The sequence below is a fragment of the Pseudomonas sp. xss_4 genome (genome assembly GCF_043104125.1).
Taxonomy (GTDB): Bacteria; Pseudomonadota; Gammaproteobacteria; order Pseudomonadales; family Pseudomonadaceae; genus Aquipseudomonas; species Aquipseudomonas parafulva_B.
Genome location: NZ_JBICKJ010000027.1, coordinates 273,051 through 286,016 on the forward strand (window position 1 = coordinate 273,051; position 12,966 = coordinate 286,016).

Genomic DNA, 12,966 nt, shown 5'->3' on the forward strand with positions numbered 1-12,966 from the left:
CGGGCACCTGGCATCACCCTCGCCACTTTTCTCCGGGATACAGGTTTACGCAGATGAGCAAGACTTCTCTCGACAAGAGCAAGATCCGGTTCCTTCTTCTTGAAGGTGTACACCAGAACGCAGTCGATACCCTGACGGCTGCCGGCTACACCAACATCGAATACCTCACTGGTTCGTTGCCCGAAGCAGAGTTGAAGGAAAAGATCGCCGACGCGCACTTCATCGGCATCCGCTCACGTACCCAATTGACCGAAGAAATCTTCGACTGCGCCAAGAAACTGGTCGCCGTCGGTTGCTTCTGCATCGGTACCAACCAGGTCGACCTGGAAGCTGCCCGTCAGCGCGGTATCGCAGTGTTCAACGCACCGTACTCCAACACCCGTTCTGTAGCCGAACTGGTGCTGGCCGAAGCCATCCTGCTGCTGCGCGGCATTCCGGAAAAGAACGCCTCGTGCCATCGTGGCGGCTGGATCAAGAGCGCAGCCAACTCCTTCGAGATTCGCGGCAAGAAGCTGGGCATCGTCGGTTACGGCTCCATTGGTACCCAACTGTCTGTACTGGCCGAAAGCCTGGGCATGCAGGTGTACTTCTTCGATCCGCTGACCAAGCTGCCGCTAGGCAATGCTGTCCAGGTGACCAGCCTGCACGAATTGCTCGGCCTGGCCGATATCGTCTCGCTGCACGTGCCTGAGCTGCCCTCCACCCAGTGGATGATCGGCGAGAGGGAAATCCGCGCGATGAAAAAAGGCGCCATCCTGATCAACGCTGCCCGCGGCACCGTGGTCGAACTTGATCACCTGGCCGCGGCCATCAAGGACAAGCACCTGATCGGCGCTGCCATCGACGTGTTCCCGGTCGAGCCACGCTCCAACGATGAAGAGTTCGAAAGCCCGCTGCGTGGCCTGGATAACGTGATCCTCACGCCGCACATCGGCGGCTCCACTGCCGAGGCCCAGGCCAACATCGGCCTGGAAGTGGCCGAGAAGCTGGTCAAGTACAGCGACAACGGCACCTCGGTGTCGTCGGTCAACTTCCCGGAAGTGGCCCTGCCTGCTCACCCTGGCAAGCACCGCCTGCTGCACATCCACGAAAACATTCCGGGTGTGCTCAGCGAAATCAACAAGGTGTTTGCCGAAAACGGCATCAACATCTCGGGTCAGTTCCTGCAGACCAACGAGAAAGTGGGCTACGTGGTGATCGACGTCGACGCCGAATACTCGGACCTGGCGCAGGAGAAGCTGCAACAGGTCAAGGGCACCATCCGCTCGCGCGTACTGTTCTAATACGCAGCAAGCGTGGATCGAGGGAGGCCCAGGTGGCCTCCCTTTTCGTTATGGCCCACCACGGCGGCGGGCGGCGAGCACGAAAAAATCCAGGCTGCACATCAAACAATGCCGCGACTTCAGGGTCATAGGCTGCGCTCGACCATGGCGAGGAAGAAAGCCATGGCGACGGTTATTCATGGGTAAACGAAAAGGGGCATTCATGCGTTCGACCATAGGGGTACTGCTGGCGGTACTGATCAGCCCATTGGCTCAGGCAGAGCTGCTGGACGAAATCGCCGATCGCGGTGAACTGCGTATCGCCGTCCAGGGCGACAACGCGCCATACGCTTTCAAGCAGGATGATCACCTGACAGGGTTCGATGTGGAGTTCGGCCAGGCCCTGGCCTCAGAGCTCGACCTGCGCGTGGAATTCGTCGAAACACCCGAGGCGCAAACCCTGCCCGGCGTCGAAAGTGGCAAATACGACATCGCGTTGCTGCCTGTCACGGCAATAGCGCAAGGTGATAGCCCGCTCGACACCAGCCTGCCCTTTGGCAAGCACCAGCTTGTGGTGCCGTTCCAAAAGGACAACCCCGCCTTCGAAAGCGCCGTGAACAATGCGCTGCAACGCCTGAAGGACAGCGGTCGTACGGCCGAACTGGAACACAAGTGGCTTGCCGACGAGCAGCAGGCCGCAGCGACTCAGTAGCGTGCCGCAGTCAAACGAGGCACGCGCTGATCAGCACGCACGGCCGTTCAGAACGGGTCATTGCCGCGGCGTCTGAACCAGCCAGTCAAGGACAGGCGTTCACGACCGGCCGGCAGCACCTCGTGAGGGACTTCGCCGGACAGGAAGACCACCAGGCACCCTGCGACGGGCTGAACATCGTGCTCCACCCCATCGGCCAGGAACATGCGCAACTGCCCACCGTCTGCGGGCGTCCAGTCTTCGTTCAGGTAGAACACGGCCGACACCATGCGCCGGTCGTCATCGCGAAAACGGTCCAGATGCCGTTTGTAGAAAGCGCCGGGTGGATAAAGGGCAAAGTGGCATTCGAAGTCTTCCAGGCCCAGGAAAAGCCCTTGGTTGATTGCCAGGCGCAGTTGATCCATGGCTGCCAGGTACTGGTCGCAGGCGTGCGCCTGGCCTGGATCGATCCACTGAATCTGATCCCCACGGATGGCCTCGCGCACCTCTTGGGAAGGGCCTCGTCCAATCCCTGCGGGGTTGAGCTCCCCTTGGGCGTAACGGCGCCGGCATTCATTCGCCAGCGCGCCGACCAGGTCCGCCGGCAGAAACAGTGCCTGCTGGGACCAGCCATGGGTGGCCAGATCATCGACGACGGCCGCAAGCGTTGGGTGTTGGGGGGAAATGTGCATGGCGCATCATATCCATTCGCCCCCTCGGCGGACAGCGCCACTTGGCTGAGAAGCGCGTGGATATCTCGACAAACCAACGCCGCCCCACAGACAATAGCCATCTGCCGACAGGAGTCCTGAATGCGCCGTCTGTTTTCCCTGATTCTGCTGATGAGCTGTACGTTGCCTGTCTGGGCAGACAACCTGGATCAGCTGTACAAGACCGCTGGCTGGCCCGAGCAACGCGCTCATTTCACCGACGCCTTGAACGCCGCCCAGCAGCGCTACCGCAACAGCTTGCCACCTGCCGTCTACCAGGCACTGGTGAGCAACAGCAACCAGCGTTTTCAGGCTCAGGCCGTGGACCGTCGTGCGCTTGCACAACTGCGCGCCGCATTACCCAACCCATCGCCGGCGCTGGCCTTTTTCCAGTCGCCATTAGGCCGCAAGATCGTCGCGGCCGAACTGCGGGCGACCCGCAAGGATGAATTGGCCAAAAATGCCGATGGCCTGCCCAAGATTCAGGCCAGCGACGATCGCGTGTTGATCATTGGCCACCTGGCCCAGGCCCTGCCTGCCCGGGAAGCGGGGGCGGAGGTAAGCCTGGCCATTGCCGGTATGGCCGCCGACAGCCTGAGCGCCATGATTCCGGGGCTGTTGGGCGGTGGCCAGGCGCAAGGCCTGCTCGACGGCCAGCGCCAACGCCTGATGAACCAGATAGGCCAGGACCTGAACAATACCTTGCTGTACGTGTACCGTGACCTCACGGACGCAGAGCTCGAAGAATTCGCGACCTTTGCCGAATCCAACGACGGCAAAGCCTACTACCGCGCAGCGCTGGCGGCCATTCGCGCCGGCCTGGCGGTCGGCCAGAGCACGGGCGAGCTGAAGTGATCAGCCCAGGTGCTGGTCGATGAAGTCGAAATAGCGCTGTCGAATGGCAGGCAGTTCGTTGGCCAGGTGATGACGGGCCCCTGGTAGCATAAGCACCTGCGGTTCGGCGAACTTGGCCTTCAACACGCGAAGGTTGTAAGACCAGTCGACCGTGCCATCCGCCTCTCCCTGCACGATCACCGGACGCCGAGTGCTGACGGGCGCCGCCTCGATGCGTCTGATCCAGTCGATCAGTGCCCCGACCCATGCCGTGGGGAGCCGCCGCGGCTGAAGCGGGTCAGCTTCAAGAAACGGCAGAAATGCAGGGTCCGTGCTGTTTTCAGTGAACCGCCGCTCGATGCCGTTCACGAAATGGCGCAACACGTGATAGCTGAGCTTCGACCAGTGCCAGGCACAAGGCCGCACCAGCGGGGCGAGCAGCAGTACCTGCCCATCGACGGGACTTGCTCCCGCACTGTGCAGCAAGTGGTCCACGGCAATCGCCCCGCCCGTACTCTGCCCGCACAGGTGCCAAGGGTGCGGCAGTTGCAGGCTGTGCGCCTGTTCGAACAAGCCTTGGAGCACCTGCTGGTACACGGCGAAGTCATCAATGCTGGCACGCTCACCGCTGGACAGGCCGTGACCCGGCAAATCGCAGCTGACAACGGCGTAACCGCGCTTCAAAGCCCAGGCCACCAGGTGCCTGTACAGCCCCATGTGGTCGTAGTAGCCGTGCAGCAGGAGCAAAGTCGCCGTAGGCTGTAGCGGAGCCCACACCTGCGCGACCACCTCGAACCCGGCGACGGCAAACCGTCCAAGCCAGCTGTGGACCGGGAGGTCGAGGCCATAGAAGCGTTGATAAGCCTGCGCGTGGGTGGATAGGCGTTCGCGCGCGCTCAACGGGGCCAGGCTGGTGCGCAGGAGGTCTGGATGAAAGCTTGCGGGCATTGGCTGGATCCGGCGTGAAGCAAGTATTGACTTGGGATATTCAGCTGATCGACGCGCCGTGGCAAGCTGGCCGCATCAGCCACCACCTTCGAACTGCTTACGGGAGCTGCCATCGGCCCTTCATGAACCTGCCAACCCTCAAATTATTGGGCACCCTACTCGGCCTGGTGGCCGGAGCGGTCTTTAGCTGGCAGGCCTACACAACCTTCCAGGCTCGCTATGTGCGCCCGTTCGACAACCAGGCGACATTCTTCGACGGCGCCCGGTTACAGCTACCCCGCGAACTGGCCGGCCCTGGGCCGGTCCGGGTCGTGCACTTCTGGGACCCGGCCTGCCCGTGCAACGTTGGCAACCAGCAGCACCTGGCTGACCTGATGCAGCGCTTCAAAGACCGGGGTGTCACCTTCCACGTCCTGCAAAAACGCGGAACGCGCGGCTACCTGCCAGATGACCTCGCCGGGCTCAAGCCACTGGGCAACCTACCGGGCAGCGAGCACCTGCCCGCCTCGCCTGCGGTAGCCATCTGGGATCGCCAGGGGCAGCTGGCGTATTTCGGCCCCTACAGCGAAGGTGCGGTGTGCAACGCCGCCAACAGTTTCATCGAACCGATACTCAACGCGCTACTCGAAGGCCGCCCAGTCAGCGCCTCCAACACCCTGGCAGTCGGCTGTTATTGCCCCTGGGCAGGTTGACGTATGCGGGCCGGGTTGCCCACCACCGTCGCGCCAGGTGGCACATCGCGGGTGACGACACTGCCCGCGCCAACCACGGCGTCATCACCGATACGCACCCCCGGCAGGATGATGGCCCCGCCCCCGATCCACACGTTATTGCCGATGCTGACCGGTCGCCCGCTTTCCAGGCCCGTACGCCGCACCTGTGGATCGAGCGGGTGATCGGCCGTGTAGATCTGCACGTTCGGGCCGATCTGGCAGTCCTCGCCGATCTGCACAGGCAGCACATCCAGGATCACGCAATTGAAGTTCATGAAGGTATTGCGGCCCACATGGATGTTGTAGCCGTAGTCGCAATAGAAAGGCGCACGCAGCGTGACACCTTCGCCTGCATGGCCAAAGTGCTCGGCCAGCAACGCATGCCGCGCCTCGGCCGTCAGCTCGACGCTGTTGTTATAGCGGTGCATCCACCGTTTGTTGGCGGCCTGTTCGGCTTGTAATTCAGGGCAGGTGGCGAGGTAGAGCTCGCCTGCGAGCATCTTCTGTTTTTCGCTCAGGGACATGGCAACTCCTCATGAGAACTATGCGCGTAGCGGGGATAGGCTGATCATCGGACCACACACAGGGCTCAATCTCTCAGCCGCAGGCAGCATTGTCTTGGGGTATACCTGAAACGAAAACGCCGACACACAAGGCGTCGGCGTTTGGGCAGCGGTGCGCTGGTCAGAATGCAGGCAGCACGGCACCCTGATACTTCTTGGCGATGAATGCCTTCACTTCCGGGCTGGTCAGCGCCTTGGCCAGCTTCTGGATGGCATCGCTGTCCTTGTTGTCAGGACGTGCGACGAGGAAGTTGACGTAAGGCGAGTCGCTGCCTTCGATGACCAGGGCGTCCTTGGCAGGGTTTAGGCCCGCTTCCAGCGCATAGTTGGTGTTGATCATGTCCAGGTCGACCTGATCCAGCACGCGGGGCAACATTGCCGATTCCAGCTCGCGGAACTTCAGCTTCTTAGGGTTCTCGGCGATGTCCTTCGGCGTGGCCAGGGCATTTTTCGGATCCTTCAGGGTAATCAGCCCTGCCTTCTGCAACAGCAGCAGAGCACGCCCGCTGTTGCTGCCCTCGTTAGGGATGGCGACGGTCGCGCCTTCCTTGAGCTCATCCAGGCTCTTGACCTTCTTCGAGTAGCCACCGAAGGGCTCGACGTGGACGCCGACAACGGTCTCCAGGTGGGTGCCCTTGCCCTCGTTGAAGCTCTGCAGGTACGGGAGGGTCTGGAAGTAGTTGGCATCCAGACGCTTCTGGTCAACCTGCACGTTGGGTTGCACGTAGTCGGTGAACACTTTGATCTGCAGATCGACACCTTCCTTGGCCAGGGTCGGCTTGATCAGCTCGAGGATCTCGGCGTGCGGGATGGGCGTTGCGGCAACCAACAGCTTCTCGGCGGCGCCGGCCAGGCCAGCGAAGGACAGGGCAGCAGCCAGGGCGGTGGTCAGCAGGGTCTTCTTCATGGTGATCCTTGTTCTGCATCTGAGCCATCGACGATGGCGAACGGGGTGGCCGAGGCACTGCGGTCCTGGGCGTGGAGCGGACAATACCGATAATTTTTATGCCGGAACAATATCTTTTATTTCGCTGCTTATTCCAAAAGCAAAATGCCACCAGCGCGTTTGCTTATGAGCGCCTCTACTGTGGAGTATTGGGCAGGTCCAGGTCTTCGGGCAGGAGTTCGGGCCCGTCATTGACCAGCAAGGCGAAGTGGATGACGTTTTCCAGCTCGCGGGTATTGCCGGTCCAAGGGTGGTGCTCGAGCAGGCGCTGTGCAGCCTCGCTTATCAACGGCACGGGCCGCTGCAAACGCCCGCTGTAGATGCCAACGAAGTATTCCGCCAATGCCAGGATGTCCCCCGGGCGCTCGCGCAGCGGCGGCAGTTCAAGGGCGCCCTCGCGCAAGTATTGATACAACCGCTCGCTGAAGCGTCCTGCCTTCACCACCCGCCCCAGGTCAATGCTCGTGGCTGCCACCAGTCGCACATCCACCGGCTGCGCCTGGTGTGCGCCTACGCGGGTGACTTCGCGGTTTTCCAGTGCCGCCAGCAGCTTGGCCTGAATGGCCGAGGGCAAGTCGGCGATTTCGTCCAGATAAAGCGTGCCGCCGTTGGCCGATCCGAACCAGCCAGCGCGGCTGCTGGCGGTGCCGCCATGGCTACCGGCGCTATAGCCGAACAGCTCTGCATCGGCATAGGTTGGGCTGATGGCGGCGCAATTGACCGACACGAACAGGCCGGGGCGGTCGCTGGCGCGGTGAATCTGGCGGGCCAGCAACTCCTTGCCGGTGCCGGTTTCACCGCGGATCAGCACCGGCAGCGGCAGCGGCGCCAAGTGCTCCAGCTCCGTGCGCAATCGCTGGGAGCGCGGATCGATGAAGACCAGCGCCTTGGCGCGAATGCTCAGCGGGCTCTTGTCGAGTTCGGGGAATGTCAGCAATGGCTGGCCGAAGGGATTCTGATACGTCATGACGAGCTCCCGCCCCTGGCCTGCGGCGGCTGGGCGTGTGACGGATGGAAACGGACGCCGTTCAGGCGCGGCGCAGCGCGCGTTGTTCGATGCGGCCTTGCAGGCGATACAGGTAGGCGAATCCCTGCTCCCAGCACTCATGCCCGGATTTCACGTTGATGTGACCGGCGCCGGTCAAGAGCCCTGCTTCTGCCCCCCACTGCTGGGCCATGTGCAAAGCGCGCGGGACGCTGACAGCGGGATCGTTGTCCGAGCTGACCACCTGGCTTGGAAAGGGAAGCGCCGACTGCGGGATGGGCGAAAAATTGCGCAGCGCCGGCGCGCACCCTGGTCGCTCGACATCCGCTGGCGCTACCAACAAGGCGCCGCGCACGCGACCGAGCAGACCGGCTGCGGCCTGTTCGGCCCAATGCGCCACCGTGATGCAGCCCAGGCTATGGGCAATGAGGATAACCGGGTCGGGCTCGGCAGCAATGGCAGTATCCAGCGCCTTTACCCAGTCCTGGCAGAGCGGTGTCAGCCAATCGCGCTGCTCCACGCGTGCGCTGTTGGGCAGGGTGCGCTGCCAGTGGCTTTGCCAATGATTGTCCGGCGATCCCTGCCAGCCTGGGATGATCAGGTAGCGAACTGATTCGTTACGCATGAAGTGGGTCTCCAGTAGCTTGCGTGCTTGGAAACCCAGTATAAAGCGGCCTATATATACTTAAAGGAATAAAAAGAAATTTATTTATAACCTTTAAGCAGCTAACCGGCGGATGTTTCCTGGCGACACCGCTTTATCCGCCCCAAACCCATCGCCTTAAATGGCTGGTAGTTTCTGCCAGACCTTCGGCCGGAAGAACAACGTCTCGCCCCGGGCCAGCCCTGTCAGGCTGTCGTGGTCCTTGACCACCTCGGCTTCGATCAGCTCACTTTGGCCCTCGACTTTCAAAGTCACCCGCGTGGTGGCCCCCAGCGGGCGAATGTCCCGGACTTCGGCGGCATGGTGGCCCTCGGTTTCGTGACGTGACAACGACACTTCGTGGGGACGGAACAGCACATGCTGACCCTCGCTCAAGGCCAGGCGGTTGGAATCACCCAGGAAGTGGTAGACGAAATCGTTGGCGGGTTGTTCGTACACTTCGCCCGGCGAGCCAATCTGCTCGATCACGCCCTTGTTCATGACCACGATACGGTCAGCTACTTCCATGGCCTCTTCCTGGTCATGGGTCACGAATACCGAGGTCAGGTTGATATCTTCGTGCAAGCGGGCCAGCCAGCGGCGCAGCTCTTTGCGCACCTTGGCGTCCAGCGCACCGAAGGGCTCGTCCAGCAGCAACACCTTGGGCTCTACTGCCAGGGCGCGGGCCAGGGCGATACGCTGGCGCTGACCGCCGGACAACTGCTCCGGATAACGATCGGACAGCCAATCGAGCTGCACCATGTTCAGCAACTCGTGCACTTTCTGGGCAATGCTGCTTTCGCTCGGGCGTTCACCCTTGGGCTTCATGCGCAGGCCAAAGGCGACGTTGTCGAACACGGTCATGTGCCTGAACAGCGCATAGTGCTGAAACACGAACCCGACATTGCGATCGCGTACATCGTGCCCGGAGACGTCCTCGCCATGAAAGACGATGTTGCCCTGATCCGGCGTCTCCAGGCCGGCGATGATCCGCAGCAGTGTGGTCTTGCCGCAGCCCGATGGGCCCAGCAGCGCTACTAGCTCACCACTGTTGATGTCCAGGTTGATACCATCGAGCGCCTGGAAACTGTTGAAACGCTTGCTGACGTTACGAACTTCGATCGACATGAATCATTCCTCCGCAGCGCTATGGCGCAGACGGTTAATACGGTTCTCGCTCCACTGCTTGAGCAGCAGGATGAAGAGCGCCAGGATCAGCAACAGGCTGGCCACGCTGAAGGCCGCCACGTGGTTGTACTCGTTGTAGAGAATTTCCACATGCAGCGGCAAGGTATTGGTCACACCGCGAATATGCCCGGAAACGACCGACACTGCGCCAAACTCCCCCATCGCCCGTGCCGTGCACAACACCACGCCATAGATCAGGCCCCACTTGATGTTGGGCAGCGTTACGTGCCAGAACATCTGCCAGCCATTGGCACCGAGCAGCCGGGCGGCTTCTTCTTCCTGGGTGCCTTGCTCCTGCATCAGTGGAATCAGTTCACGGGCTACGAACGGCACCGTCACGAAGATGGTGGCCAGGACGATGCCCGGCAGGGCGAAGACGATCTGGATGTCGTGATCCTGCAGCCACGGCCCGAACAGGCCCTGGGCGCCGAACATGAGTACGTAGACCAGGCCGGCGATCACGGGCGACACTGAAAACGGCAGGTCGATCAGGGTGACCAGAATACTTTTGCCGCGGAAGTTGTACTTGCTCACGCACCATGCCGCGCTGACGCCGAACACCAGGTTCAGCGGCACCGAAATGGCAACGGCAAGCAGGGTGAGCTTCAGGGCCGACAACGCGTCGGGTTCGAAGATGGCTTCGAAGAAGGTGCCGAACCCATTCTTCAGGGCCTGGGAAACCACGATGACCAGCGGCAACAGCAGAAACAGTGCAAACACCAGCCAGCCAAGGCCGATAAGCAGCCGCCGCGATGTGGCGCTGCCGCGACGGGCGGCGTTGGCGGCGGCGGTTGCATTCAGGGAAGAACTGGACATGCCGACCTCCTTCAAGGGGTTTCGATGCGGCGCTGCAACAAGTTGATCAGCAGCAGCAGGATGAAGGAAACCACCAGCATCAACACGCCGATGGCGGTAGCGCCGGTGTAGTCGTACTGGTCGAGCTTGACCATGATCAGCAAGGGCAGGATCTCGGTTTTCATCGGCATGTTGCCGGCGATGAAAATGACCGATCCGTATTCACCCACCCCACGGGCGAACGCCAGGGCAAAGCCGGTGAGCCAGGCCGGCAGCAGGGCCGGGGCCAGCACATGGCGAAACACCTGCAGCGGTCTGGCGCCCAGGCAGGCAGCGGCTTCTTCGACCTCGCGTGGGATGTCTGCCAGCACTGGCTGTACCGTGCGCACTACGAACGGCAGGGTGACGAACGTCAATGCCAGGGTAATGCCCAGAGGGGTATAGGCGATCTTGAAGCCCAGGTCGGTCGCGAACTGGCCGACCCAGCCCGCCGGCGCGTACAGCGCAGTGAGCGCAATGCCGGCCACTGCCGTTGGAAGGGCGAAGGGCAAATCGATCATCGCGTCGATGATCTTGCGTCCGGGGAAGGTGTAGCGCACCAGCACCCAGGCCAGCAGCGTCCCGATCACACCATTGATGATCGCGGCAAACAGGGCGGTGCCAAAGCTCAGCTTCAGCGCGGCGATGACCCGCGGCGCGCTGATGATGGTCCAGAACTGTTCGAAGGTCAGCTGTGAGGCATGGATGAACATGGCCGCCAGCGGTATCAGCACAATCAGGCTGAGGTACACCAAAGTGTATCCCAGCGTCAGCCCGAAGCCGGGTATGACGGGGGAAATGCGACGTGACATAGAGATCCCTGGTTGAATGCACGTGGCCCGGGAACCATCCCGGGCCGTGGTAGGCGTCCGAATTTCGGGTTATTTCTTGGTCCTTACTGTGCCTGATAGATCTGGTCGAACACACCGCCATCATTGAAGAATTTTGGCTGTGCGCTCTTCCAGCCGCCGAAGTCCTTGTCGATGGTCACCAGGTCCAGCTTGGGGAACTGCTTGCCAAATTCAGCCGCCACCTTCTCGTCACGCGGGCGGTAGAAGTTCTCGGCAGCAATCTTCTGCCCAGCCGGGCTGTAAAGGTGTTTCAGGTACTCGGTAGCGATTTCGGTATTGCCCTTTTTCTCGGCATTCTTGTCGACTACCGCCACAGGCGGCTCGGCCAGAATCGACAGCGATGGCACGACGATGTCGAACTTGTCAGCCCCACCGTCCTCCTTCAACGCCAGGAAGGCTTCGTTTTCCCAGGCCAGCAGCACATCGCCCTGACCGTTGTTGACGAAGGTGATGGTCGAGCCGCGGGCGCCGGTGTCCAGTACTGGCACGTGCTTGAACAGCTCCTGCACGTAGGCTTTTGCCTTGTCCTCGCTACCGCCGGTTTTCAGGCCATAGGCCCAGGCGGCGAGGAAGTTCCAGCGCGCGCCCCCGGAAGTCTTGGGGTTTGGGGTAATGACCGAGACGTCCTTCTTGATCAGGTCGCCCCAGTCCTTGATGCCCTTGGGGTTGCCCTTGCGTACCAGGAATACGATGGTCGAGGTGTAGGGGGTGCTGGCGTCTGGCAGGCGAGTCTGCCAGTTTTCCGGCAGGGTCTTGCCGAGCTTGGCGATTTCGTCGATGTCCCCGGCCAAGGCCAGGGTCACCACGTCGGCGCGCAGACCGTCAATCACCGCACGGCCCTGTTTGCCCGAGCCGCCATGGGACTGCTGGATCTTCACCTTGTCGCCCGGATGGGCCTGCTGCCAGTGCTTGATGAACTCGGCGTTGTACTGCTGATACAGCTCGCGGGTCGGGTCGTAAGACACGTTCAGCAGTTCGTAATCCTTGGCGATGGCGGAACCGGCAAACACAGCACTGGCCAGAGCGGCAAGCGCATAACGGCGGATGGACATGGTGAAGCTCCCGATTGGCATTTTTTCTAGTTCTGGAAGGTGGGGCGTGTTCAGCCGGGCTTGTTGCCAGGCTGCTGCAGACGGAACTTCTCCTTGCGCTCGATCTGTACCACCTGGGCGTTGTGCACGGTGATTTCCACGGCGCCAAAGCGCAGATCGCGCAGCGCGCTCTGGATCTCACGCAAGATGGTGGCTTCGTCCTGACCGTCGATACTGCGCAGCGATGCACTCATGCTCGTTCTCCTTGGAGTGAGATTGCCGGGCAGAGGTTTGAATGAGAGTTTGCGCCTGGCGTGAGGGCAATAGTAGTGGGGGCGAATTATTCTTAAAAATACTATTTAAGAATGTTTATATAACTTTTTTTAAGATTATTTGATGCCCTTTCTGCATGGATTCATTAGCGCTGCGCACGCGCTCAGTGGCGTACTCGCGTCTAGCAACCCCTCGCCTGAAAGCGGGCTATGACACGGAGAGTCGCTGGCCTCGGGATCGTGGCTCACGGCAGCGACCTGCCAAAGCCTACAGCTGCGGGTGCAGGTCCCCATTGTAGATACAAGGAGCGACCTCTCCGGGTCGCCAGACCGGCGAGGCCGCACACATGGGGGATCGGCTAGCCTTCCAGGGGCGGTGCAAGGCAGTTGCTTCGGCATGGCCCCCAGGCACGGTAATTCAGTCATCACACGGTCAAGGTAGGAGCAACTATCTTTCACCGCATTTAAGGGCCAGCATCTCTGGGGCTGCTGCGC

15 protein-coding genes are annotated in these 12,966 nt (G+C 61.3%); 4 read left to right on the forward strand and 11 right to left on the reverse strand.

Going from position 1 to position 12,966, the window contains the following annotated elements; genetic code table 11:
• The first annotated feature begins 53 nt into the window (after nt 1-53).
• The gene (serA, locus tag ACF8GB_RS06215; RefSeq protein ID WP_058638161.1) at nt 54-1,283 is read left to right on the forward strand and encodes a phosphoglycerate dehydrogenase; all 1,230 of its coding nucleotides are present in this window, start codon (nt 54-56) and stop codon (nt 1,281-1,283) included.
• 202 nt (nt 1,284-1,485) lie between these two features.
• The gene (locus ACF8GB_RS06220; RefSeq protein WP_058638162.1) at nt 1,486-1,974 is read left to right on the forward strand and encodes an ABC transporter substrate-binding protein; all 489 of its coding nucleotides are present in this window, start codon (nt 1,486-1,488) and stop codon (nt 1,972-1,974) included.
• A 47-nt stretch (nt 1,975-2,021) separates the two neighbouring features.
• On the opposite strand, the gene ACF8GB_RS06225 is transcribed toward ACF8GB_RS06220, so the two are convergent.
• Nucleotides 2,022-2,645, reverse strand: coding sequence for a 2OG-Fe(II) oxygenase (locus ACF8GB_RS06225; RefSeq protein ID WP_392526712.1), 624 nt, complete (start codon nt 2,643-2,645; stop codon nt 2,022-2,024).
• Between the two features lie 120 nt (nt 2,646-2,765).
• On the opposite strand from ACF8GB_RS06225, the gene ACF8GB_RS06230 reads away from it, so the two are divergent.
• Nucleotides 2,766-3,518, forward strand: coding sequence for a DUF2059 domain-containing protein (locus ACF8GB_RS06230; protein ID WP_058638164.1), 753 nt, complete (start codon nt 2,766-2,768; stop codon nt 3,516-3,518).
• On the opposite strand, the gene ACF8GB_RS06235 is transcribed toward ACF8GB_RS06230, so the two are convergent.
• Nucleotides 3,519-4,445, reverse strand: a complete 927-nt coding sequence (locus tag ACF8GB_RS06235) for an alpha/beta hydrolase (RefSeq protein WP_182138556.1) — start codon at nt 4,443-4,445, stop codon at nt 3,519-3,521.
• Nucleotides 4,446-4,567: 122 nt separating this feature from the next.
• Between ACF8GB_RS06235 and ACF8GB_RS06240 the strand changes: the two genes are divergently transcribed.
• Nucleotides 4,568-5,137 (forward strand): DUF6436 domain-containing protein, encoded by a 570-nt coding sequence (locus tag ACF8GB_RS06240; protein WP_145254278.1) that lies wholly within the window; start codon nt 4,568-4,570, stop codon nt 5,135-5,137.
• Here ACF8GB_RS06240 and ACF8GB_RS06245 read toward each other — a convergent pair.
• The 9 genes from ACF8GB_RS06245 to oscA all read right to left on the reverse strand — a co-directional run bounded on the left by ACF8GB_RS06245 (nt 5,116) and on the right by oscA (nt 12,453).
• Nucleotides 5,116-5,682, reverse strand: a complete 567-nt coding sequence (locus tag ACF8GB_RS06245; RefSeq protein WP_078479324.1) for a sugar O-acetyltransferase — start codon at nt 5,680-5,682, stop codon at nt 5,116-5,118. The two genes, ACF8GB_RS06240 and ACF8GB_RS06245, sit on opposite strands and share 22 nt — an antisense overlap.
• 160 nt (nt 5,683-5,842) lie before the next feature.
• Nucleotides 5,843-6,628: a MetQ/NlpA family ABC transporter substrate-binding protein gene (locus ACF8GB_RS06250; RefSeq protein ID WP_058638167.1), complete on the reverse strand. Its 786-nt coding sequence runs from the start codon at nt 6,626-6,628 to the stop codon at nt 5,843-5,845.
• A 175-nt stretch (nt 6,629-6,803) separates the two neighbouring features.
• On the reverse strand, nt 6,804-7,634 hold the full coding sequence (locus ACF8GB_RS06255) for a sigma 54-interacting transcriptional regulator (RefSeq protein WP_058638168.1): 831 nt from the start codon (nt 7,632-7,634) through the stop codon (nt 6,804-6,806).
• A 61-nt stretch (nt 7,635-7,695) separates the two neighbouring features.
• Entirely contained in the window at nt 7,696-8,277 is a 582-nt protein-coding gene (locus tag ACF8GB_RS06260; protein WP_058638169.1) for an alpha/beta hydrolase, read from the reverse strand.
• Nucleotides 8,278-8,433: 156 nt separating this feature from the next.
• Nucleotides 8,434-9,423, reverse strand: a complete 990-nt coding sequence (locus ACF8GB_RS06265; RefSeq protein ID WP_058602853.1) for a sulfate/molybdate ABC transporter ATP-binding protein — start codon at nt 9,421-9,423, stop codon at nt 8,434-8,436.
• Nucleotides 9,424-9,426: 3 nt separating this feature from the next.
• Nucleotides 9,427-10,299 (reverse strand): sulfate ABC transporter permease subunit CysW, encoded by an 873-nt coding sequence (cysW, locus tag ACF8GB_RS06270; RefSeq protein WP_058602852.1) that lies wholly within the window; start codon nt 10,297-10,299, stop codon nt 9,427-9,429.
• A gap of 11 nt (nt 10,300-10,310) precedes the next feature.
• Nucleotides 10,311-11,129, reverse strand: coding sequence for a sulfate ABC transporter permease subunit CysT (gene cysT, locus ACF8GB_RS06275; RefSeq protein WP_058602851.1), 819 nt, complete (start codon nt 11,127-11,129; stop codon nt 10,311-10,313).
• A gap of 83 nt (nt 11,130-11,212) precedes the next feature.
• Nucleotides 11,213-12,220 carry a sulfate ABC transporter substrate-binding protein gene (locus ACF8GB_RS06280; protein ID WP_058602850.1) on the reverse strand — a complete coding sequence of 336 codons (1,008 nt, stop codon included), beginning with the start codon at nt 12,218-12,220 and terminating at the stop codon, nt 11,213-11,215.
• Nucleotides 12,221-12,270: 50 nt separating this feature from the next.
• Nucleotides 12,271-12,453: a sulfur starvation response protein OscA gene (gene oscA, locus ACF8GB_RS06285; protein WP_003248957.1), complete on the reverse strand. Its 183-nt coding sequence runs from the start codon at nt 12,451-12,453 to the stop codon at nt 12,271-12,273.
• Between the last annotated feature and the right edge of the window lie 513 nt (nt 12,454-12,966).